Source organism: Streptomyces malaysiensis subsp. malaysiensis (assembly GCF_040653035.1).
Lineage (GTDB): Bacteria > Actinomycetota > Actinomycetes > Streptomycetales > Streptomycetaceae > Streptomyces > Streptomyces malaysiensis.
In genome coordinates this window covers 166,235-187,602 of the sequence record NZ_JBEZNG010000017.1, presented here as the reverse complement: position 1 = coordinate 187,602, position 21,368 = coordinate 166,235, and the positions used below count along the sequence as shown (strand labels likewise).

Annotated in this window: 17 protein-coding genes; 5 read left to right on the top strand and 12 right to left on the bottom strand. The window is 70.2% G+C overall.

Annotated elements, in window-relative coordinates; translation table 11 throughout:
• Positions 1 to 101: 101 nt before the first annotated feature.
• The 3 genes from AB0E24_RS29860 to AB0E24_RS29850 form a co-directional block, all read right to left on the bottom strand.
• On the bottom strand, positions 102 to 1,646 hold the full coding sequence (locus AB0E24_RS29860; RefSeq protein ID WP_069864140.1) for a PH domain-containing protein: 1,545 nt from the start codon (positions 1,644 to 1,646) through the stop codon (positions 102 to 104).
• Positions 1,643 to 2,143, bottom strand: a complete 501-nt coding sequence (locus tag AB0E24_RS29855; protein WP_173963290.1) for a PH domain-containing protein — start codon at positions 2,141 to 2,143, stop codon at positions 1,643 to 1,645. The genes AB0E24_RS29860 and AB0E24_RS29855 overlap by 4 nt, the downstream gene beginning before the upstream one ends.
• Positions 2,144 to 2,221: 78 nt before the next feature.
• The gene (locus tag AB0E24_RS29850; protein WP_231981448.1) at positions 2,222 to 2,767 is read right to left on the bottom strand and encodes a hypothetical protein; all 546 of its coding nucleotides are present in this window, start codon (positions 2,765 to 2,767) and stop codon (positions 2,222 to 2,224) included.
• 188 nt (positions 2,768 to 2,955) lie between these two features.
• Here AB0E24_RS29850 and AB0E24_RS29845 point away from each other — a divergent pair, with 188 nt between their 5' ends.
• Both AB0E24_RS29845 and AB0E24_RS29840 read left to right on the top strand, forming a co-directional pair.
• A complete protein-coding gene (locus AB0E24_RS29845) occupies positions 2,956 to 4,200 on the top strand; it encodes a sensor histidine kinase (protein ID WP_079152983.1) in 1,245 nt (414 codons plus the stop codon).
• On the top strand, positions 4,193 to 4,852 hold the full coding sequence (locus AB0E24_RS29840; RefSeq protein ID WP_079152982.1) for a response regulator transcription factor: 660 nt from the start codon (positions 4,193 to 4,195) through the stop codon (positions 4,850 to 4,852). The genes AB0E24_RS29845 and AB0E24_RS29840 overlap by 8 nt, the downstream gene beginning before the upstream one ends.
• A gap of 52 nt (positions 4,853 to 4,904) precedes the next feature.
• Here the strand turns inward: AB0E24_RS29840 and AB0E24_RS29835 are convergent, their stop codons facing one another.
• The 9 genes from AB0E24_RS29835 to iolC form a co-directional block, all read right to left on the bottom strand.
• A complete protein-coding gene (locus AB0E24_RS29835; RefSeq protein ID WP_069864128.1) occupies positions 4,905 to 7,718 on the bottom strand; it encodes a helix-turn-helix transcriptional regulator in 2,814 nt (937 codons plus the stop codon).
• A gap of 100 nt (positions 7,719 to 7,818) precedes the next feature.
• The gene (locus AB0E24_RS29830; protein ID WP_069864125.1) at positions 7,819 to 8,580 is read right to left on the bottom strand and encodes a thioesterase II family protein; all 762 of its coding nucleotides are present in this window, start codon (positions 8,578 to 8,580) and stop codon (positions 7,819 to 7,821) included.
• A gap of 141 nt (positions 8,581 to 8,721) precedes the next feature.
• The gene (locus AB0E24_RS29825; protein ID WP_099013793.1) at positions 8,722 to 10,836 is read right to left on the bottom strand and encodes an FUSC family protein; all 2,115 of its coding nucleotides are present in this window, start codon (positions 10,834 to 10,836) and stop codon (positions 8,722 to 8,724) included.
• Between the two features lie 124 nt (positions 10,837 to 10,960).
• The gene (locus tag AB0E24_RS29820; protein ID WP_087684214.1) at positions 10,961 to 11,425 is read right to left on the bottom strand and encodes a hypothetical protein; all 465 of its coding nucleotides are present in this window, start codon (positions 11,423 to 11,425) and stop codon (positions 10,961 to 10,963) included.
• A gap of 208 nt (positions 11,426 to 11,633) precedes the next feature.
• Complete coding sequence (locus AB0E24_RS29815; RefSeq protein ID WP_347234928.1) at positions 11,634 to 13,130, bottom strand: CoA-acylating methylmalonate-semialdehyde dehydrogenase; 1,497 nt, start codon at positions 13,128 to 13,130, stop codon at positions 11,634 to 11,636.
• Positions 13,131 to 13,157: 27 nt separating this feature from the next.
• Entirely contained in the window at positions 13,158 to 15,044 is a 1,887-nt protein-coding gene (gene iolD / locus AB0E24_RS29810; protein WP_359381564.1) for a 3D-(3,5/4)-trihydroxycyclohexane-1,2-dione acylhydrolase (decyclizing), read from the bottom strand.
• Positions 15,041 to 15,973, bottom strand: coding sequence for a 5-deoxy-glucuronate isomerase (iolB, locus tag AB0E24_RS29805; RefSeq protein WP_069864118.1), 933 nt, complete (start codon positions 15,971 to 15,973; stop codon positions 15,041 to 15,043). Before iolB ends, iolD begins: the two co-directional genes overlap by 4 nt.
• Before the next feature lie 42 nt (positions 15,974 to 16,015).
• Positions 16,016 to 16,903 carry a Cgl0159 family (beta/alpha)8-fold protein gene (locus AB0E24_RS29800; protein ID WP_079257706.1) on the bottom strand — a complete coding sequence of 296 codons (888 nt, stop codon included), beginning with the start codon at positions 16,901 to 16,903 and terminating at the stop codon, positions 16,016 to 16,018.
• A gap of 258 nt (positions 16,904 to 17,161) precedes the next feature.
• Positions 17,162 to 18,109 carry a 5-dehydro-2-deoxygluconokinase gene (iolC, locus tag AB0E24_RS29795; RefSeq protein WP_069864114.1) on the bottom strand — a complete coding sequence of 316 codons (948 nt, stop codon included), beginning with the start codon at positions 18,107 to 18,109 and terminating at the stop codon, positions 17,162 to 17,164.
• 283 nt (positions 18,110 to 18,392) lie between these two features.
• Between iolC and AB0E24_RS29790 the strand changes: the two genes are divergently transcribed.
• The 3 genes from AB0E24_RS29790 to AB0E24_RS29780 are packed head-to-tail and all read left to right on the top strand — an operon-like array spanning position 18,393 to position 21,365.
• Positions 18,393 to 19,403, top strand: a complete 1,011-nt coding sequence (locus AB0E24_RS29790) for a sugar ABC transporter substrate-binding protein (RefSeq protein ID WP_069864205.1) — start codon at positions 18,393 to 18,395, stop codon at positions 19,401 to 19,403.
• Between the two features lie 7 nt (positions 19,404 to 19,410).
• Positions 19,411 to 20,481, top strand: a complete 1,071-nt coding sequence (locus AB0E24_RS29785; protein WP_069864111.1) for an ABC transporter permease — start codon at positions 19,411 to 19,413, stop codon at positions 20,479 to 20,481.
• A gap of 5 nt (positions 20,482 to 20,486) precedes the next feature.
• Positions 20,487 to 21,365 carry an ATP-binding cassette domain-containing protein gene (locus tag AB0E24_RS29780; RefSeq protein WP_359381560.1) on the top strand — a complete coding sequence of 293 codons (879 nt, stop codon included), beginning with the start codon at positions 20,487 to 20,489 and terminating at the stop codon, positions 21,363 to 21,365.
• The last annotated feature ends 3 nt before the right edge of the window (positions 21,366 to 21,368 follow it).

The window sequence follows — 21,368 nt, the reverse complement described above, 5'->3', positions numbered from 1 at the left end:
AGCAAATAATGCGCCCAGTATTCGATTGTTTCAGAGGTGGAGGGGCGGCCTTTCGGTCCGCCCCTCCACCTCTCGGGGGATCGCCAGTTGGTCTTGGGGGGTCAGCCGCGGTCCGGGGCTCTCTCGATGAACGGGGCGAGCAGCCCCGGTACCGCGGTCTCCGCGAGGGCGATTCCCTGGCCTTCGGTCAGGTCGTGCACGTGGTAGACGCCTTCGCCGGCGGCGGTGGTGGCGCCGAGGGTGATCAGCCCGACGCGGCGCTGGAAAGGCGTCCGGGAGAGCTTCCAGCCGATGATCCCGTCGCGTTCGAGGGCGACGGTGCGGCGGGCGAACGCACCGGAGCACGCCACCAGGAAGCGGCCGCGCAGCCCGTGGCCGAGGCTGCGGTAGGCGCCCATGGCGAACGCCACCAGCACCGGCACCAGCACCACACCGGTGATGACGCCGGTGACGACGAGCCAGGAGCCCAGCCACAGGCCGAGGCCCACCGGGACGGCCGCGATCAGGACCGACCAGATGAGGGCGCGGTTGATCCGGCGCCGCAGAGCCGCCTTGGGGTGCGGGAGGAGGCCCTTGCGCTCGATCAGACCGGGGCCGACCGGCAGCGCCTCCGCGGCGACCCGCAGGGCCTCGCCGCGCGGGGTGGGCGGGGTCATACCGCGGCGCCTGCGGTTGTCCTCCTGGTTGCCCAGGCCGCTGGCGACCGCGTTGAGCTTGGCGCCCTTGGCCCAGCGCAGCGGGACGGGCTCGACGAGTTCGAGGCCGCGCAGATGGCGTTCCTCGATGCTCACCGAGCGGGTGGCCAGCAGTCCGCGGCGGATGCGGAGGATTCCGCCGTCCTCGCGGCGCAGTTCGTAACCGGCCCAGTTCTCGATGAAGGTGGCGGTGGAGCCGATCATGCCGAGGACGACGATGACGACGGCGGCCAGCAGGATTCCGTACCAGAGCGGAATGGTGCCAAAGCGGTTCTCGAGGTCCTTGATGACGCCGAGTTCGAGCGGGTCGACCTGGAGTTCGCTCAGGGTGCGGTACGTACTGGCCACGGCGATGAAGACACCGCCCACGCCCCATACGGTCAGCGGGCCGTAGCGCAGCCAGGACCAGTCCAGCCGGCTGAGGACTCCGTCGCTGTCGGCCACCGGCCGGGACTGCCCGGCGTCGCGCAGGGCGATGATCCGGCTCCGCAGCTCCAGCGCCTCGGCCTTGGTGATGCCGTCGAGGGCGAGCCTGCGCGCCGCGGCGTCGCTCTGGTCCCCGCTGTCGATCCGCAGCGTGGTGAGGCCGAAGATCCGGTGAACCGGGTTGGCGGTGAGGTCGACACCGCGGATGCGGCCGATCTGGATCGACCGCTCGCTGCGGAAGAGCAGACCGGTATGGAGCTCGAAGCGCTCCTCGGTGAGCCGGTAGCGGGTGGTGAACAGCCGCATCAGCCCGATACCGCTGATGACCAGGAAGGTCACGAACAGCGAGCCGAGGGTGATGATGACCTGGAGGTTGGTCTTGCCGCCGCTGATCGCGAGGGTGGCCAGGAACATGGCCACCGGCGCGGCGAGGATGGAGAGGTTGACCAGGAGCAGCCGCCCGTTGAGCCGCCCCCAGTCGCCGGCCGCGTGGGACGACGGCCGCACGGTGGTCTCGGACCTCATGTGGCGTCTCCCGGGACCGCCTGGGTGCACTTGGCGAGGTACTCGACCAGATCCCCGGCGAGCTTGTGGTCGATGCCCTTGATCTTCACCGCGCCCGCGGCGGAGGCGGTGGTCACGGTGATACCGGAGAGCCCGAACATCTGCTGGATCGGGCCACGCAGGGTGTCCACCGTCTGCACCCGGGACAGCGGAACCACCCGCCACTGCTGCCAGAGCCAGCCGGAGGCCGCGTAGACCGCCTCGTCGGTGGCCTCCCAGCGGTGGACCCGGTAGCGCCAGGCCGGCATGACGGCCATGTAGAGCAGCCCGGGGACCAGCGAGATCAGCGTGGCCCACATGAAGAACTCACGCGTGGGGGGAATGGAGGCCCACAGGATCCCGAAGACGAGCGGCAAGGGCAGGGCGAAGACCGCGGACTGCACGGTCCACCAGCCGATCGCACGGCGGTCGACCCGGTGCCGAGGCGGTCGGAGCCTCAGGTTGTCATGGCGTTCCACTGCTTCCACCCTGCTCTTGCGTCTGAAGGGTGCCGGGTTCGGGCCCGGCGGGGTTCGGTGGACTATAAAACAGGCGGTTCAGACCGACGCACCGGTGGCGGTCTGCTGCGGCAGCTGACCACTCCCGGCGTCCTGGCCCTTCAGCTTGCGCATCTTGGCCAGCAGGACGGCGGTACGGGTCAGCACCATGGCCAGCGACATGAAGACGAAGGCGTTGGCGTAGGTGTCCTGGCCGCTGATCTTGTAGTCGATGGAGAACTTGATCAGGTCCATGGTGAACCAGTGCTCGGCGCCGTAGGCGAAGAGGATGCGTCCGCCGGAGAGGACGATCCACACCAGGGCGTAGCCGATGCCACCGATGGTGTAGAGCTCACCGGAGGTGGCGTCCTTGTAGGCGGGCAGCAGCACTCCGGCGATCAGACCGCAGATGACGCCGGTGCCGACGCCCACGAGCTGGAGGGACAGGTCGTTGCCCTTGGTCGGGAAGGACTCGACGAAGATCGCGATGACGATGGCCACGGCGATCACCGAGCGCACCATCCGCATCGTGGTGATGCGGCGGCGGCCGATGTCGGTCGCCAGGATGATGATGAGGATCGTGCCACTGGCGATCAGTGCGGACATGAACTGGCTCATCTGTGGCATATGCGACGTTCTCCAAGCCAAACGGTGATGTGCGTTCGGTGTGACGGTTCTCCGCCCCACCTAGCTCAACGCTAGAAGCGGACGAGCCACCGCGAGACGACTGAACGGTGGGTTCCGGCTGTCAACCGACCGGTGGACACGGTGGACACGCGTGGTAGTACTGAGCCGTGCGCAATCACTCTCCGGGGGAGGGCTCGCAGACCGGGGCATACTACGGTCCGGAGTCCGGCACCCGCTGGTTCGGCCTGTGGGACGGCTTCTTCGCCGTCTCCTATCTCGTCACGGCGATCCTCCTCTTCCTCTCCAGCGGTTCCCAGGTCAGCCACTCCATCCCGATCGCCGCGCTGACGCTGACCGTGCCGTGGTACGCGGCGGTCGGCCGCACCCTGATGATCGAGGACACCTACGGCCCGCGGAACCTGGTCTTCGCGGCGGGGCTGGTGGCGCTGTTCTGTGTCACCACCGCGTTCAACCTCATCGGCGCTTTCGCCCTGTTCGCGGTCATCCCGATGCTGATCATGAGTCTGCCGATGGGCTGGGCGGTGGTGCTGGCCACGGTGGCCAACCTCTGTCCCGTACTGGTGGTGGCGTTCATCGGTGAGGACCTGGGGCTGAGCGTCCTGGGTGTGTTGCCCATCTCGTTGCTGAGCATCGCGCTCTCGGTGCTGCTGGGGCTGTGGATCAAGCGGGTGGTACGGCAGAGCAAGGGGCGCGGGCAGCTCATCGAGGAGTTGCGGCGCAGCCGGGAGCGGGTGGCCAGGCTCTCCCACGAGGCCGGTATCTCCGCCGAACGCGAGCGGCTGGCCCGGGAGATCCACGACACTCTGGCACAGGGCCTGACCAGCATCATCAGCCTGGTACAGGCGGCCGAGTCGGAGGTGCGCGAGGCCCCGGACCAGGCGGTGCACCATCTGTCGCTGGCCGGGCGGGTGGCCAAGGAGTCGCTCGCCGAGGCCCGCGACTTCGTGGCCGCCCTCACCCCGCCCGCGCTGCGCGGCGGTTCGCTGTCCCAGGCGGTGCGCCGGCAGGCCGAGGGGCTGATCGCCGAGACCGGCCTCGAGGTGCGGTGTTCGGTGATGGGCGAGGAGAAGTCGCTGCCGATGGCGGTGAGCGTGGTGCTGCTGCGCACGGTGCAGGAGGCCATCGCCAATGTGCGCAAACACGCCAAACAGGCCCGTACGGTGGATGTGATCGTGGTCTTCGACCAGGGCGGCGTCCGGCTGCTGGTCCGCGACGACGGCGAGGGGTTCACCCCGGACGGCACCCAGGAAGGCTACGGGCTGCGCGGAATGCAGGCCCGGGTGGCGGAGATCGACGGGGTGGCATCCGTCACCAGCAGCCCCGGACGGGGCACCACCGTGGAGGTGAGCGTGCCGATGACGGCGCTGACCGGGGAGGCAGTGAGTGGCTGAGGGTACGCCGGGCGGGCCGAGCGGGCCGGGCAGCCCCATCAGGGTCCTGCTGGCCGATGACCATCCCGTGGTGCGGGAGGGGCTGAGCGCCATGCTGGACTCCGCCGAGGGGATCACGGTGGTCGGGCAGGCCGGTTCCGGTGAGGAGGCGGTGGTCCAGGCGGTCGCGCTGCGGCCGGACATCACCCTGCTGGATCTGCGCATGGGCGGGATGGACGGGGTCGAGGCCACCGGGCAGATCCTGCGTCAGGTGCCGGGCTGCAAGGTGGTCATCGTGACCACGTACGAGGACGACTCCGACATCCTGCGGGCGGTGGAGGCGGGCGCCGCGGGCTATCTGCTGAAGGGCAGTTCACGGCAGGAGCTGATCGACGCGGTGCAGACCGCGGCGCGTGGCGAGACGGTGCTCACCCCGTCCCTCGCGGGCAAGCTCTTCCGCAGCCGGGCGCCCGAGCCGTCCCCGCTCTCCGGCCGGGAGCGCGAGGTGCTGCGGCTGGTCGGCCGCGGGCTGACCAACGCGGAGATCGGTGCCGAGCTGTTCGTCAGCGAGGCCACCATCAAGACGCATCTGCTGCGCTCATATCGGAAGCTCGGTGTGTCCGACCGCACGGCAGCGGTGCTGAAGGCCATGGAGCACGGTTTACTGACCTGAGCTGACCTGAGCTGGGTTGATCTGGTCAGGCCCGTACGGTCGAGGACCGCACTCACACCGTGCCCGTGAGGCTGCTGTCCGAGAGCTTCGCGGGGAGGTCCCGGCGGCGTTTGACGTTCAGCTTGCGGTAGATACGGGTCAGATGCTGCTCCACCGTGCTGACGGTGACGAACAGCTTGGAGGCGATCTCCCGGTTGGTGTTGCCGTGCGCGGCCAGCACCGCGATCCGCACCTCCGCCTCGGTCAGGGCCTCCACCTCGCGCTGGGTCTCGGTCCCCTGGCCCGGCTGGGCGGCGGCCGCGGCGAGTTCGCCGGCCTCCGCGTGCCGGGGCATCAGCTCACGGCACAGCGGATCGGCGCCACAGGTCTTGGCCACGTGCCAGGCCTTGCGGACGAACACCCGGCCCCGGTTGAAGTCGCCCAGCGAGCGGTAGGCACGGCCGAGTTCACCGAGGGCGATGGCCAGCTGGACGCGGTCGTCGCCGCTCTCCAGGATCTCGACGGCCTCCTTGAGCCGGGGCACCCGGCGCTTGAGCTCGTCGGTGCGGGCCAGGACGACCAGCAGGGCGCCGCGCAGCCGGGCGTCGTCGGGGCCCAGCCGCAGCTGTTCCTCGGCCAGTGCGCGGGCGCGCTTGGGGTCGCCGAGGGCCAGCCAGGTCTCGGCGGCGTCCAGCCGCCAGGGGGAGAGCAGGGGGATGTCCATCCGCCAGGTGTCCATCAGCTCACCGGCGGCCGTGAAGTCACCGAGCGCGGCGTGGTAGCGGCCGGTGGCCAGATGGCAGCGGCCCCTGGCCCGCAGGTAGAACAGCCCGGGGAGGGTCTGGAAGAGCTCGCCGGGCAGGGGCTGTTCGAGCAGCGCCATGGCCTCGTCGTAGTGGCCCATCCCGGTCTCGGCCTGGATCAGGGTGGACAGGAGCAGCCCGATGCCCACGCCCCAGCCCTGGACCGAGATCCGCGACATCGCGGTGCGCGCCTGGTGCGCCGCGACCTGGAGGTCGCCCTGGCGCAGCGCTATCTCGGCCCGTACGGCGGACAGCAGGGCCTGCCAGGTGGGGACGCGGCGGGCGGAGCACTCCCCTTGCAGCCGTTCGCACCAGGACAGGGCGAGGTCGAGCCGGCCGGCCAGGACCAGCGCCAGCAGCGCGACGACCAGCGGCTGGAGGGTGGAGTCGCTCAGGTGGTAGCGCTGGAGGACCCGCTCCGCCTCGATGACGGCCCGGTCGGCCTGGCCCTCGGTGAGCGCGGCGGACATGGTGGCGGCGGCGTGGGCGTGGGCCAGGTCGGCCATGTCGCGCGGGGCCCCGGCGGCGGCCGCCGTGATACCGGCCCCGACGGTGGGGAGCCGGTCGCGCAGCGGGGGGCTGAGCATCGTCAGCCACTGGGCGGAGGCGGCGATGGCCGCGGTCATCGCGGGGTCGTCGCCGGGGGCGGCCGAGCGGGCGAGCGCGGCGACGGCGTCGGCGGCCCCGTCGAGCCGTCCCGACCAGGCGAGGTAGGAGGTGATCGGGGCGACGTCGCGCGGGGCGAGGCGGCCCTGTTCGGCGGCCTCGGTGAGCTCCGGCAGATGGCTTTCGGCGGCGGCCGGGCCGATCCGCCAGGCGATGCTGACCAGCCGGGCCTTGAGCGCGGTGCGCTCGGGGCCGGGCGCGCAGGCGTGGTGGGCGTGTTCGAGGCAGCGGAGCGCGAACTCCAGCTCCTCCTCGACCAGGGCGAATTCGGCGGCCTCGCGCAGGACGGGGACGGTCCAGCGCTCGGCGTCCTGCCGGACGGCGACCAGTTGGCGGGCGACGTCGAGCGCGGAGGCGCCGTCGGTGTGCAGCAGCCGGGCGGCGCGGGCGTGCAGTGCGGCGCGGTCGGCCGTGGGGGTCGCGTCGAGCACCGCGGTACGGGCCACGTCGTCGCGGAAGCCGTTGTGCTCGAGGATGGCGCACTGGTGCAGGTCCTGGACGCCCTGCTGGACCGTGGTGACGCTCAGGTCGAGGAGCTGGCCGAGCAGTCGCGGGGAACGGGCGTCGCCGAGGACGGCCACACCGCGGGCGATCTGGAGGACCTCGGGTTCGCCCCGGTGCAGACAGCCGAGGACGGCGTGGGCGAACGCCTCGCCGGGGGTGGGGCGCTGCTGGGCCTCACCGTGCTCGCCGACGGTCCGCCAGTCCTCCAGCAGGGCGCGCAGCAGCAGCGGGTTGCCCCCGGAGATGCGATGGCATTCGGGGGCGAGGCGGGCGGCGACGGTGGCGGACAGCGAACCGGACAGCGCCTCGGCGACGCCCGACTCGGTGAGCATGTGCAGCCGCATGCGTACGCACTTGGGCTGGCGGAGCAGTTCGGCGTGGAAGGTGAACTGTTCCTGGCGAAGTCGGGGGGATTCGGTGAGGACGATGAGAACCTTCGCCTGACGCACCCGGCGGGCCAGGTGCAGCAGGAATTGCAGGGACTGATCGTCACCGCTGTGCACATCGTCGACAAGGACGACAAGAGTGCGATCGTCGACCATCCGCAGCAACGCCGAGGAAATCTGGGACATCACGTGCATGCGCCCCGCGGCGGTGCTTTCCAGTGCGTTCCCGTCAAGCAGCGCGATCACTTCGGATCGCACATCGGCGGGCATCGCACCGTTATCGAAAATCTTTCGGACAATCCCGAAGGGAAGGTCCTTCTCGGCCCGCGAACCGGTCGCTTCCAGGAGCAACGCGCCATTTTCGATGGCCTGTTCGGCAAAGGTGTTCAGCAGCGTCGTCTTACCGCTGGCCACCGCTCCGCTGACAAGAGCCAGCCGGCCCCTGCCCAGGGTCGCGCCGCGCAGCATTTCGCGCAGCGCGGAGAGGTGGTTCTCCCATTCGAAGAGGTTCGCAGGCAAAGAATTCATCCCCCGATGAAGCCACTTGACGCCTCCAACGGGCCGCCGGGGGCATCGATCGTGACGAGTGGTGTTTTCCAGTACGTCGGTCAGGTTCCGGAAGGGCGGCTCAGGGTCTCGGCCCCGAAAGCGCCTCCGCGACGAGACTCATAATCGGCTCTTGATGGTCGGCCAAGAAGAAGTGACCACCCGGGAACACCCGGATGTCAAACGCGGCGGTGGTGTGCGACCGCCATGCCTCCGCCTCTTCGAGGCTGGTCCTGGGGTCGTTGTCGCCGGTCAGCGCGGTGATCGGCGAGCGGACTGCGGCGCCGGGCACGGAGCGATAGGTCTCGATCGCCTTGTAGTCACCGCGAATCGCCGGCATCGCCATGCGCAGAATCTCCTCATTTCCGAGGACGCGCGAATCGGTGCCGCTCAGCAGCTTCATCTCGCGTACGACACCGTCGTCATCGCGCCGGTGCACATTCTCGTCGCGGTAACGGGACGGCGCCCGGCGGCCCGACGCGAAGAGGGCGCGCGCGGAGAACTCCGCGTCGGCCTCCTCCAGCCGCCGGGTCACCTCGAACGCGAGAACGGCGCCCATGCTGTGCCCGAAGAAGACGATCGGGAGATCGAGCCAGGGCTTCAACTCCGCGGCGATGGCGTCGGCGTACTCATCGATGTTCTCGATGAGCGGGTCGTGCCGCCGGTCCTGACGCCCCGGATACTGCACACACAGGACATCAGCGGATGACGAAAGCGTTTGGGACATCGGGAAGAAGAACGACGCAGAACCGCCCGCATGTGGCAGGCAGATCAGACGGGCGCGACTCTCCGGCGCCGGGTGGAATCGTCGTATCCAGACGCTGTCTTCTTGCTGTGCACCCATGCGTGGGGAAAGTCTTTCACTCGTCAAGCAAACCGTGCGGGACAGGCGGCAGAGCTTACCGGGCATGCCTCCCGGAACGCGCCGGCGCAACACTGCCCCTTCATGATTAACACGCCCATTGATGTAGGGGGCACCCCTAGTCTAGGGGGATTCTCCTTGACTGGGGTCCCGGGGCGTGTGCGACTGTCGCGCACTCCTGTTGAGCGCCTCCGCCAGATCGTCCAGGGCGTCCATGAGTTGCCCCGCGTCGCGCAGCGCCACCCCCGGGCGGTCCCCGGACTTCTCCCGCCACCGCTCCAACGACCGGCGCACCGCCTCCCAGTTCAGCGGCCGCCGCTTCCGCACCGCCTCCACCGCCTCCGGCATCGCCCGCCGCAGTGCCGCGGCGAACTCCCCGGCCTCCTCCGTGGGCGCCGCGTCCCGCTCCGGCAGATGCGCCTCCAGCAGCATGACGGTGCGTCCCATCATGGACAGCGCCGTCTGCGCCGCCCGCGCCGCGGCCCGCGAAAGGCCGCGGTGGCGCACCGGTTCCCGATGGGCCTGTGCCTCGCTCTGCTCCCAGGCCGCCCGTGCCGCGCGGGCGTCCAGCAGGGCGTCCCGCACCTGCCGGGGGCGGCGGTCGGCGGGATGGGCGTAGGCGTCGAAGACGGCGGTGGCGAAGGCGCCGTTGGCGGCCAGCCAGTTCGCGAGCCGGTCCCGCAGCCGCGGGGTCTCCCAGGCGGGGAAGACCGCGTACGCGACCATCGCCAGCAAACCGCCGAGCAGGGTCAGCGCCACCCGCGCCTGCACGGTCTGCCCCCATGCCTCGCCCGCGATGCTGAGCAGGAAGACCACATACGCGCTCACACATGCCGAGGTCACGATGAAACCGGTGCGCAGCAGCAGATACATCGCCAGCACGGCCAGCACGGCCAGCGCGGCGCTCACCGAGGGCCCGGGGTGGACCAGCGCCACCACCCCGCCACCGACCAGCACACCCGCCAGAGTGCCCAGGAAGCGGGCGACGCCACGGGAGTAGGTCTGGGCGAAGTCCGGCCGCAGGACCATGGTGGAGGTCAGCGGCGCCCAGTAGGCGTGCCCCAACGGCAGGGCCGTGCTCAGCAGATAGCCGCTGACGCTGACCGCGCACAGCCGCACCGCGTGGCGCAGCACCGGCGAGGACCAGCGGGCCTCGCGGTGGACGGCGCGCAGCGCCATGGCCGCGGTGCCCGCGATCCCCGGGCGGGGCAGGAAGCGGTGGACCGTACGGCCTTCGGCGGACACCTCCTCGACCGGCTCATCGGACGCCTCCACCACATCCGCCACCAGTGAGAAGAGCCGCAGCGCCGCACGGCGGGCGGCGCCGCTCAGCTTCGGTCCGTCCTCCGGCATCCGCAGGACGGACATGGCCTCGGAGGGCACCCGTACCGGTGTGCCGTGGCGGATGGCGTGGGCGACCGAGTCCAGCACGGTCCCGGTGGCGGCCAGCAGTTCACGCACCCGGTCGCGCTCGGGCCCCTCCTCGGGGGCGCCGACCACCGGGTCGGCGAGCGAGGCGAGCACCGGGCGGATCCGCTCGGCCAGCACCCGGTAGCCGCGCAACTGCCGGGGCCGCCGCCGGGCCTGGCGGGGGGTGAGGGCGGCGGCGCCGCGGGCCTCCATCAGCGGCTTGGGGTCGAACGGCGCCACCGGGTCGTAACGCAGTCTGCGGGCGTAGTCCGCGACACCGGCGAGCGCGTCCGCGAGGGCGTCGCGCTGCACGCCCCACGGCCGTACCGGAAAGATCACGATCAGCGCGGCCTGCACCACACCGCCGAGCCCGACCAGCAGGGCGTGGCCCAGGGCGCCCATGGTCGAGGTCGGGAGGGTGACCGTGATCAGCATGACGGCCACCATCTGGGTGGAGACCAGCCCGGAGACCGGGCCGACCGCCCACGACATGCCCGTCATCAGCGTCCATACGGCGAGCATGATGACGAAGGTGAGGGTGTGGGCGGCGGCCAGATAGCCGAGGAAGGTACTCACCGCGAGACCGCTCGCGGCGGCCAGCGCCAGCCAGGGGCGGGGACGCCAACTGCGCTGGAAGGTGGCGATCCCGGCGGAGAAGGCACCGAAGGCCGCCGAGACGGCAAGCGTCGGCGAGCCCAGCCACAGCGCCACCCCGACGACGAGCGCGACCCCGCACGCGGCACGGACGGCGACCAGTGGTTCGGTCCTGGTGCGCTCGATCGCGAGGCCCGTCCGGGCGGTCTCCTTCAACGCATGCGACCAGGTCATACGGCGAGACTACGGGGTGGCCCCAGAAGAACTGAACCAACCGTTCCGGTCCGATCCACCGGGCCCGGACCGACCCCGGATCAGGCCGGGACCACCCACGGAAGTGGCCAGTACGGCCCCCGGATCAGTCCCCGGGCTCGCAGTCCACGTCGAGGAGCTGGATCGGCCGGGTGGCGTCGAGGTCCACATAGGCGGTGAAGGACCGGGTCCTGGGCGCCTGGGCCCAGCTGGTGGTGATGGTCGCCCAGCCGACCCGCGCGGACTGGGCCGTGGTCACCTCGCCGACCTCGATGTCCCTGGGCTCGTTCTGCGCGCACAGCAGCAGGTCGTAGTCCGGCGTCTGGGCGATCCGCTCCTTGAGCTGGTCCGATACCAGGTTCTCCCGCTCCCAGGGGCGCGGGCCGTGGTTGCCGTAGAAGCCCTCCAGGAAGTGGTGGATCTCCTCGGCGGTGTAGCGGTCGTTGGGGTCGGTCTGTGCGGCGGCCGAGGCGGGCGACCCGGCGGCCAGGGCGAATCCGAGGCCGAGCGCGGCCACACAGCCGCCGGCCACCGCGGCACGGGAACGAAGCGAACGCATCACATCAGACATGGCGAATCCCCCTGTGTACGGTCTTGCATTGATATTCGCCCCTTAAGCGGGCGAGCACACAGGAAGACCTGTCAGGACCTCGAATGGTTGTGCCTCAACTGTCCCTGGGACATGAGAACTTCCCCCGCGGCCCCCGTTCGCTGGGCCCCCGTGACGACGAAACCCCCTGCCGGACCGGGTCCGGCAGGGGGTGGGAAAACCACTCCCCTCAGTGGTTCTTCGGGAACCCGAGGTTGATGCCGACCTCTTCCGACGGCTCCGGCCAGCGGGTGGTGACGACCTTGCCCCGGGTGTAGAAGTGCACCCCGTCGTTGCCGTAGATGTGGTGGTCGCCGAAGAGCGAGTCCTTCCAGCCGCCGAAGGAGTGGTAGCCCACGGGCACCGGGATCGGCACGTTGACGCCGACCATGCCCGCCTCCACCTCCAGCTGGAAGCGGCGGGCGGCGCCGCCGTCGCGGGTGAAGATGGCCGTGCCGTTGCCCCACCGGGAGCCGTTGATCAGCGTGATGGCCTCGTCGTAGGTCTCGGCGCGCACCACGCACAGCACCGGGCCGAAGATCTCGTCACGGTAGGCGTCGGCCGTCGGCGGGACCTTGTCCAGCAGCGAGACGCCGATGAAGAAGCCGTTCTCGTGGCCCTCGACCGTGTACCCCGTACCGTCCACGACCACCTCGGCGCCCTGGGCCGCGGCCCCGTGCACATAGGAGGCGACCTTGTCGCGGTGCTCCTTGGTGATGAGCGGGCCCATTTCGGAGGCCGGGTCGTTTCCGGGGCCGATCCGCAGGCGGGCGGCCCGGTCGGCGATCTTCTTCACCAGTTCGTCGCCCGCGTCGCCGACGGCGACGACCACGGAGACCGCCATGCAGCGCTCACCGGCCGAGCCGTAGGCCGCGTTGATGGCGTTGTCCGCCGCGAAGTCCAGATCGGCGTCGGGCAGCACCAGCATGTGGTTCTTGGCGCCGCCGAGCGCCTGCACCCGCTTGCCGTGCTCGACGGCCTTGGACTGGATGTACTTCGCGATCGGCGTGGAGCCCACGAAGCTGACGGCCGCCACGTCCGGGTGCTCCAACAGCCGGTCCACGGCCAACTTGTCGCCGTTGACGACGTTGAGCACCCCGTCCGGCAGCCCCGCCTCGGCGGCCAGTTCGGCCAGCCGGTGGGAGGCCGAGGGGTCCTTCTCGCTGGGCTTGAGGACGAAGGTGTTACCGCAGGCGATGGCCACCGGGAACATCCACAGCGGCACCATCGCCGGGAAGTTGAACGGTGTGATGCCCGCGACCACACCGAGCGGCTGGCGGATCGAGGACACATCGACCCCGGTGGAGACCTGGGTGGACAGCTCGCCCTTCAGCTTCTCGGCGATCCCGCAGGCCAGCTCCACGATCTCCAGACCGCGGGCCACCTCGCCGAGCGCGTCGGAGTGGACCTTGCCGTGCTCGGCGGTGATCAGCTCGGCGATCTCGTCGCGGTGGGCGTCCAGCAGTTCGCGGTACTTGTAGAGGATCGCGGTGCGCTTGGCGAGGGACACCGTGCCCCAGGTGCGGAACGCCTCAGCGGCCGCGGCCACGGCCGCGTCGACCTCCTCCACCGAGGCCAGGGCGACCTGGGTGTCCTGGGCGCCGGTGGCGGGGTTGTAGACCGGACCGTAGGTGCCGGTCGCGCCCTCGGCGGTCTTTCCGCCGATCCAGTGGTTGACGGTCTTCATGGGTGCGGGCCTTTCTGTCGAAAAACGTCAGAGGTGGCGGCGGCGTGCGGCGGCCTGCCGGTCGTAGTCCTCACGGGCCTTCACGGCGGCCGGACGGGTCGCGGTCCGGGCGACAGGCACATCCCACCACGCCTGTGCCTCGGGTGCGCCGGACACTGTGTCGGCCGTTTCGGTCTCCACATAGACACATGTGGGCCGGTCCGAGGCGCGGGCCGCGGCGAGCGCCTCGCGCAGCTCGCGCACGCTCTTCGCACGCAGCACCTCCATGCCCAGCGAGGCGGCGTTGGCGGCCAGGTCGACCGGGAGCGGATCGCCGGTGTACTGCCCGTCGGCATCCCGGAAGCGGTAGGCGGTGCCGAAGCGCTCGGCGCCGGTGGCCTCCGAGAGTCCGCCGATCGAGGCGTAGCCGTGGTTCTGGAAGAGCACGATGTTGATGTTGACGCCCTCCTGGACCGCGGTGACGATCTCGGTGGGCATCATCAGATACGTACCGTCGCCGACCAGCGCCCAGACCGGCCGGTCGGGCGCCGCGAGCCGTACGCCGATGGCGCCGGGGATCTCGTACCCCATACAGGAGTAGCCGTATTCGAGGTGGTACTGGCGCGGGGAGCGGGTGCGCCACAGCTTGTGGAGGTCGCCCGGCAGCGAGCCCGCCGCGTTGATCACCACGTCCTCGTCGCCGACGACCGCGTCCAGCGCGCCCAGGACCTGGGTCTGGGACGGCCGGGCGGTCTCGTCCGCGGCGGCGTAGGCGGCGTCCACCCGGCGCTCCCACGCGGTCTTGCCGGTGCGGTACTCGGCCTCGTACGCCTCGTCGACCCGATGGCCCGCCAGCTCGGCGGTGAGCGCCTCGAGCGCGGCGCGGGCGTCGGCGACCACGGTGGTGGCGGCGAGCTTATGGGCGTCGAACGGTGCGATGTTGAGGTTGAGGAAGCGGACGGCCGGGTCCGCGAACAGGGTCGCGGAGGCGGTGGTGAAGTCGCTGTAGCGGGTGCCCACGCCGATGACCAGGTCGGCCGTGCGGGCGAGGTCGTCCGCCACGGCGGTGCCGGTGTGGCCGATCCCGCCGATGTCGGCGGGGTGGTCGTAGCGCAGCGAGCCCTTGCCCGCCTGGGTGGAGGCCACCGGGATGCCGGTCGCGTCGACGAGGGCACGCAACGCCTCCTCGGCCTCGCTGTGGTGGATCCCGCCGCCCGCGACGATCAGCGGCCGGCGGGCGGCGCGGACCGTCCGCACGGCGGCGGCCACCTCGGCCGCTTCGGGGGCGGGTCGGCGGACGTGCCAGACCCGGTCGGCGAAGAACTCCTCGGGCCAGTCGAACGCCTCGGCCTGCACGTCCTGCGGGAGGGCCAGGGTGACGGCGCCGGTCTCGGCCGGGTCGGCCAGCACCCGCATGGCCTGGAGCGCGGCCGGGATCAGCGCCTCGGGGCGCATCACCCGGTCGAAGTAGCGGGAGACCGGGCGCAGCGCGTCGTTCACCGAGATGTCGCCGGCGTACGGCACTTCGAGCTGCTGGAGCACCGGGTCGGCGGGCCGGGTGGCGAAGATGTCGCCGGGCAGCAGCAGCACCGGCAGCCGGTTGACGGTGGCGAGCGCGGCACCGGTGACGAGGTTGGTGGCGCCGGGGCCGATGGAGGTGGTGACGGCCTGGGCGGCGAGCCGGTTGTTCTGGCGGGCGTAGCCGACCGCGGCGTGCACCATCGCCTGCTCGTTGCGGCCCTGGAGATACGGCATGGTGTCCGGTCCGGACTCCAGCAGCGCCTGGCCGAGCCCGGCCACATTGCCGTGGCCGAAGATGCCCCAGGTGGCGTTGATCAGGCGATGCCGCCGACCGTCCCGCTCGGTGTACTGGTGGGCCAGGAACTCCACCAGCGCCTGGGCGACGGTGAGGCGGCGCACTGCCGAAGCGTTCATCGGGGGTCTCCAGCGGGTGCTCGATAGAGGGGCAGACGGGGGTCGACGGGCTGGTCCGGCCAGGTGGCGCGGATCCAGGCGTGGTCGGGGTGGTCGCAGATGAGCCAGGCGCGCTCCTCCCCCGGGCCCGCCATGACGTTGAGGTAGTACATGTCATGGCCGGGGGCGGCGATGGAGGGGCCGTGCCAGCCGTCGGGGATCAGGACGGTGTCACCGGAGCGGACCTCGGCGAGGACGTCGGTACCGCGGCCGTGGCCCGACGGGGAGACCCGCTGATAGCCGACGCCCTCGTTGCCGTGGGCCTCGGCGATCTCGAAGTAGTAGATCTCCTCCAGCTCGCTCTCCTCGCCCGGGCGGCACTGGTCGTGTTTGTGCGGCGGGTACGAGGACCAGTTGCCGCCGGGGGTGAGCACCTCCACGGCGATGAGCTTGTCGCATTCGAAACCGCCAGCTGACTTTCCGCCTCCGGCAGGGGCCGCGGCGGCGAAGTTGTTGACCTGGCGCGAGCAGTTGCCGCTGCCGCGCAGCTCGACGGGGACGGCGGAGGCCGGTCCGTAGCGTGCGGGCAGCCGGCGCTCGCAGCGGGCGCCGGTGAGCGCGAAACGGCCGCCGGCGCCGCTGGCGATCTGGGCGTGGGAGTCGCGCGGCAGATAGACGAAGTCGCTCACCCCGCTGAACACGCTCTCCCGGCCATGCAGTTCGAAGGTCTCACCCTCGGCGATCACGGTGCAGCCACCGCTCAGCGGCAGCACGATCCACTCGCTGTCACCGGTGGCCAGCGAGTGCGAACCGCCGGGCGGCAGATCGAGGACCCGCAGGCTGGAGTAGCCCCAGCCGGCCCGCTCGGGAGCGATGTCCACGGCGTAGGGGCCGTCGGCCGCCTTACCTGCCCGCACATGGAAGCCGGGGAACGGATCAGTGGTGGTCATGGCGTGAAGTCTCCGCCTTTCCTCGCATCACGTCGCGTAGCGTCACAACAGGCCGACGGCGGTGTCCACAGCGGTCTCGACGCTGCCCTCCGCCGGATAGAGCAGCGAGCGCCCGACGACAAGACCCTGCACGGTGGGCAGCCCCAGCGCCTTGCGCCACTTCTCGTACGCCTCCTCCTGGTCCTGCGGAGACTTGCCCACGTCGCCGCCGAGCAACACCGCCGGCAGAGTGCTCGTCTCCATCACCGCCGCCATCTCGTCGGCGTCCTCGGTGACCGGCACCTTCAGCCAGGTGTAGGCGGAGGTTCCGGCGAGGCCGGAGGCGATGGCGATGGACTTGGTGACGGCCTCCGCGCTCAGGTCGTTGACGACCTTCCCGCCCGTGCGCCGGGAGATGAACGGCTCGACGAAGACGGGCAGCCGCCGCTCGGCCATGTCGTCGATGGCGCGGGCCGCGGTGACCATGGTGGTCAGCGAACCGGCGTCCTCGTAGTCGATGCGCAGCAGCAGCTTGCCCGCGTCGAAGCGGAGGCGCTCGATGTCCTGGGGGCGGTGCCCGGTGAACCGGTCGTCGAGTTCGAACGAGGCCCCGGCGAGACCGCCGCGGTTCATCGAGCCCATGACGACCTTGCCGTCGAGGGCGCCGAGCAGCAGCAGGTCCTCCAGGATGTCGGCGGTGGCGAGCACCCCGTCGACCCCGGGGCGGGACAGCGCCATACACAGCCGCTCCAGCAGATCGACCCGGTTGGCCATGGCCAGCTTGTGGCCGCCGACGGCGAGGGAGCCGCGCGCCGGGTGATCGGCGGCCACGATCATCAGACGGCCGCTGTCGCCTATGAGGGGGCGGCGGACCCGGCGGGCGGCCGCCTCGGCGATGGCCTCCGGGTGGCGGCTCCGCACCGTCACAAGGTCCGAAACGCTGATACTCAAGGGAATTCCTCTCTTTTTCGAGGCTCGGTTCGCCTCCGGGGCGCTCCAGTCGCTGTCGACGGTCGACCGTGCTCGGTCGCCCACGCGGCGGAGCCGCATATCCATCGCAGCCCTCGCTCCCTGCGCGCGCTCTCCCTTTCGACAGCGACGCGCCCCTTCGGCTCGCCCCCAGCTACCGCTGGGAGGTACCCCCAGCCGGTCGGACGGGGACACCCCGTAACGATGGGCACCCAGCGGCCTCACCACTGGACCCCTGGGTCAGTCCCCACCGAGCAGGGCCTCGACCTCCGCTTCCGTGGGCATCGCGGAGGAGCAGGCGAGGCGGGACGCCACGATGGCGCCCGCCGCGTTGGCGTATCGCATGACGCGCTCCAGGGGCCAGTCCGAGAGCAGACCATGGCACAGGGCGCCGCCGAACGCGTCGCCCGCGCCGAGCCCGTTGACCACCTCGACCGGGACGGGCGGGACCTCCGCGGTGGTGCCGTCACGGTGCACGGCGAGCACCCCGCGCGGGCCCTGTTTGACGACGGCGAGTTCCACGCCCGCGTCCAGCAGCGCCTGTGCGCATGCCTTGGGCTCGCGCGCCCCGGTGGCGATCTCGCATTCGTCGACGTTTCCGACGGCGACGGTGGCGTGGCGCAGCGCCTCGGCGTAGAAGGGGCGGGCGGCCTCCGGGTCGGCCCAGAACATCGGCCGCCAGTCGAGGTCGAAGACGGTGGTGCCGCTCTTGGCGCGGGCGGCGAGCGCGGCGAGGGTGCTGGTGCGGCTGGGCTCCTCGCTCAGCCCGGTGCCGGTCATCCAGAAGATCCGGGCGGCACGGATGGCGTCGAGGTCCAGCTCATCGGAGTGGATCTCCAGATCGGGTGCCTTGGGGCGGCGGTAGAAGTACAGCGGGAAGTCGTCCGGCGGGAAGATCTCGCAGAAGGTGATCGGGGTGGGGTACTGCTCGACGGGGGTGACGAAGCGGTCGTCCACCCCGAAGGCCCGCAGCTCCTGGTGGATGTAGTCGCCGAACGGATCCGCCCCGGTGCGGCTGATCACCGCGGAGCGGTGGCCGAAGCGCGCCGCGGAGACCGCGACATTGGTCGCCGAGCCGCCGAGGAACTTTCCGAACGATTCAACCTGCGGCAAGGGCACACCGGTCTGGAGCGGATAGAGATCCACTCCGATGCGGCCCATCGTGATCAGGTCGTACGGCTCACTCATGCCTGCCCCTTCGGGAAAGACGCAGCTCAGGGTCTGATGCGCGGAACTCCGGGACGTACCCCGGCCCTTCAGGTCTAGACGTGTCCCCCACCCACTGTCAAGACTTTGTCCTTACATACTGACGTAACTACCCGACCCCATGATGGACGTTATCGCGTCGTTACGTCTAGATGAAATGTTGTCATGACAAAGTCTTGACAGAGGATATCCCCGGGGAGTTGGCTCCCGTTCTGCAACGGCCGTGTTACTTCGACGGACCTGGCTTTGAGAGGTGCTGGAACGGATGGACCTCAGACTCAATCGACACCGCAGAGCGGGCCTCGCCGCATTCGCCGCCGCAGCCGTACTCCTGGCAGCGGGGTGCAGCAGTCAGGGCGGCAAGAAGGCCCAGGAAGCCGACTCCGGCATCGCGGCCGGCAAGGCCGACACCCCGCGGATGAAGATCGCGATGATCACCCACGCCGCCCCGGGCGACACCTTCTGGGACACCGTGCGCAAGGGCGCCAAGGCCGCGGCGGCCAAGGACAACGTCGACCTCGTCTACTCCAGCAACCCCAACGGAGCCGACCAGGCCAACCTGATCCAGAACGCGATCAACCAGAAGGTCGACGGCATCGCCGTCACCCTCGCCAAGCCCGACGCCATGAAGGGCGCGATAGCCAAGGCGGAGAAGGCCGGGATCCCGGTCGTCGCCTTCAACGCCGGACTCGACCAGTGGAAGGACATGGGTCTGCTGGAGTACTTCGGCCAGGACGAGAACATCGCGGGCCAGGCGTTCGGCAAACACCTCAACGAGATCGGCGCCAAGCACAACATCTGCGTGATCCAGGAGCAGGGCCATGTCGCCCTCGAGGCCCGCTGCGCGGGTGTGAAGAAGACCTTCAAGGGCAAGACCGACACCCTCTACGTCAACGGCACCGATATGCCGTCGGTCAAGTCGACGATCTCCGCGAAGCTCAAGCAGGATTCGAGCATCGACTACGTCGTCACCCTGGGCGCCCCGTTCGCCCTGACCGCCGTCCAGTCCGCAAAGGACGCCGGCGGCAAGGCCAAGGTCGCCACCTTCGACCTCAACAAGGACCTGGTCTCCGCCGTACAGAGCGGCGACGTCCAGTTCGCCGTCGACCAGCAGCCCTATCTCCAGGGCTATCTGTCCATCGACTCCCTCTGGCTCTACAAGAACAACGGCAACTTCAGCGGCGGCGGCGAGCAGCCCGTGCTGACCGGCCCCGCGTTCGTCACCAAGGACAACGTGGACACCATCGCCAAGTTCGCCCAGAAGGGAACGCGGTGACCCGGCCATGACCCATACCGCCACCCCGGCGGCCGCGACACCGCCCGCCTCCCCCGCCGCTCCACCGGGGAGCCGCACCACCGAGCGCTCGCTCGCCCGACGGGCGCTGGCCCGCCCCGAGATCGGGGCGCTGATCGCGGCCATCGGCGTCTACGCGTTCTTCTTCGCCGTCGCCCCGACCTTCCGCCAGGCCGACTCGTTCGCCACGGTGCTCTACCAGGGCTCCACCCTGGGGATCATGGCGCTCGCCGTCTCCCTGCTGATGATCGGCGGCGAGTTCGACCTCTCGGCCGGTGTCGCGGTCACGACCTCGGCGCTGACCGCCAGCATGTTCAGCTTCCAGCTCAGCACCAATGTCTGGGTGGGCGTGATCGTCGCACTGCTGGTCTCGCTCACCGTGGGCCTGATCAACGGACTGCTGCTGATCAAGACCGGACTGCCGAGCTTCCTGGTCAGCCTCGCCAGCTTCCTGATGCTCCAGGGCGCCAACCTGGCCATCACCAAGCTGCTGACCGGCAATGTCGCCACCGACTCCATCAGCGATATGGACGGCTTCGACCAGGCGAAGTCGGTCTTCGCCTCCGAGGTCGGTGTCTTCGGGGTCGATGTGAAGATCACCGTGGTGTGGTGGCTGATCTTCGCCGCCATCGCCACCTGGGTGCTGCTGCGCACCAAGTTCGGCAACTGGATCTTCGCGGCCGGTGGTTCGAAGGAGAGCGCACGGGCCGTGGGCGTACCGGTGCACCTCACCAAGATCGCCCTCTTTATGACGGTGGGCTTCGCGGCCTGGTTCGTCGGCATGCATCTGCTCTTCGAGTACAACACCGTGCAGGCCGGCGAGGGCGTCGGCAACGAGTTCTACTACATCATCGCGGCCGTGATCGGCGGCTGCCTGCTCACCGGCGGCTATGGCTCCGCGATCGGGGCGCTGCTCGGCGCCTTCATCTTCGGCATGGTCAACCAGGGCATCGTCTACGCCAACTGGAACCCCGACTGGTTCAAGTTCTTCGTCGGCGTGATGCTGCTGCTCGCGACCCTCGTCAATCTGTGGGTGCGCCGTCAGGCCGCCAGGAGGTGACCGGAATGGCAACGAACGACACCAAGGGCAGCGCCGCACAGGCCACCGCCGCACCGGCCGACGAACCGGTGATCCGGCTGCGCGGCGTGGGCAAGCTCTACGGGAACGTCCGCGCCCTGGAGGGCATCGACCTGGCCGTCCGGCCCGGCCGGGTGACCTGCGTCCTCGGCGACAACGGCGCCGGAAAGTCCACCCTGATCAAGGTCATCTCGGGGCTGCACCAGCACGACGAGGGCGAGTACCTCGTCGACGGCGAGCCGGTGAAGCTCAACAACCCGCGTGACGCCCTGGGCATGGGCATCGCCACCGTCTACCAGGACCTGGCCACCGTGCCGCTGCTGCCGGTGTGGCGGAACTTCTTCCTCGGCTCCGAGCTGACCCGCGGCCCCTGGCCGGTCCGCCGGCTGGACATCCAGCGGATGAAGAAGATCACCGACGAGGAGCTGTCCGCCATGGGCATCCACCTCGACAACCTCGAACAGCCCATCGGCACCCTCTCCGGCGGCCAGCGGCAGTCCGTGGCGATCGCCCGCGCGGTCCACTTCGGCGCCCGGGTGCTGATCCTGGACGAGCCGACCGCGGCGCTCGGCGTCAAGCAGTCCGGTGTCGTGCTCAAGTACATCGCGGCGGCCCGCGAACGCGGGCTCGGCGTCATCTTCATCACCCACAACCCGCACCACGCCTATATGGTCGGCGACCACTTCGCGGTGCTCCGGCTGGGTGCCCTGGAGCTGAACGCGGCGCGTGCGGACGTCAGCCTCGAAGAGCTCACCAACCATATGGCCGGCGGCGCCGAACTGGCCGCGCTCAAGCATGAGCTGGCCCAGGTCCGCGGGGTCGATGTGGAGGAGCTGCCCGAGGATATGACCGCGCCTTCCTCCTGATAA

Coding starts and splice junctions, on each gene's coding strand:
- AB0E24_RS29830 (WP_069864125.1), bottom strand. CDS start 8,580: ATGGGTGCACAGCAAGAAGACAGCGTCTGGATACGACGATTCCACCCG.
- iolC (WP_069864114.1), bottom strand. CDS start 18,109: ATGAGTGAGCCGTACGACCTGATCACGATGGGCCGCATCGGAGTGGAT.
- iolD (WP_359381564.1), bottom strand. CDS start 15,044: ATGAACGCTTCGGCAGTGCGCCGCCTCACCGTCGCCCAGGCGCTGGTG.
- AB0E24_RS29860 (WP_069864140.1), bottom strand. CDS start 1,646: ATGAGGTCCGAGACCACCGTGCGGCCGTCGTCCCACGCGGCCGGCGAC.
- AB0E24_RS29835 (WP_069864128.1), bottom strand. CDS start 7,718: ATGAATTCTTTGCCTGCGAACCTCTTCGAATGGGAGAACCACCTCTCC.
- AB0E24_RS29790 (WP_069864205.1), top strand. CDS start 18,393: ATGGACCTCAGACTCAATCGACACCGCAGAGCGGGCCTCGCCGCATTC.
- AB0E24_RS29820 (WP_087684214.1), bottom strand. CDS start 11,425: ATGTCTGATGTGATGCGTTCGCTTCGTTCCCGTGCCGCGGTGGCCGGC.
- AB0E24_RS29780 (WP_359381560.1), top strand. CDS start 20,487: ATGGCAACGAACGACACCAAGGGCAGCGCCGCACAGGCCACCGCCGCA.
- iolB (WP_069864118.1), bottom strand. CDS start 15,973: ATGACCACCACTGATCCGTTCCCCGGCTTCCATGTGCGGGCAGGTAAG.
- AB0E24_RS29825 (WP_099013793.1), bottom strand. CDS start 10,836: ATGACCTGGTCGCATGCGTTGAAGGAGACCGCCCGGACGGGCCTCGCG.
- AB0E24_RS29785 (WP_069864111.1), top strand. CDS start 19,411: ATGACCCATACCGCCACCCCGGCGGCCGCGACACCGCCCGCCTCCCCC.
- AB0E24_RS29815 (WP_347234928.1), bottom strand. CDS start 13,130: ATGAAGACCGTCAACCACTGGATCGGCGGAAAGACCGCCGAGGGCGCG.
- AB0E24_RS29850 (WP_231981448.1), bottom strand. CDS start 2,767: ATGTCCGCACTGATCGCCAGTGGCACGATCCTCATCATCATCCTGGCG.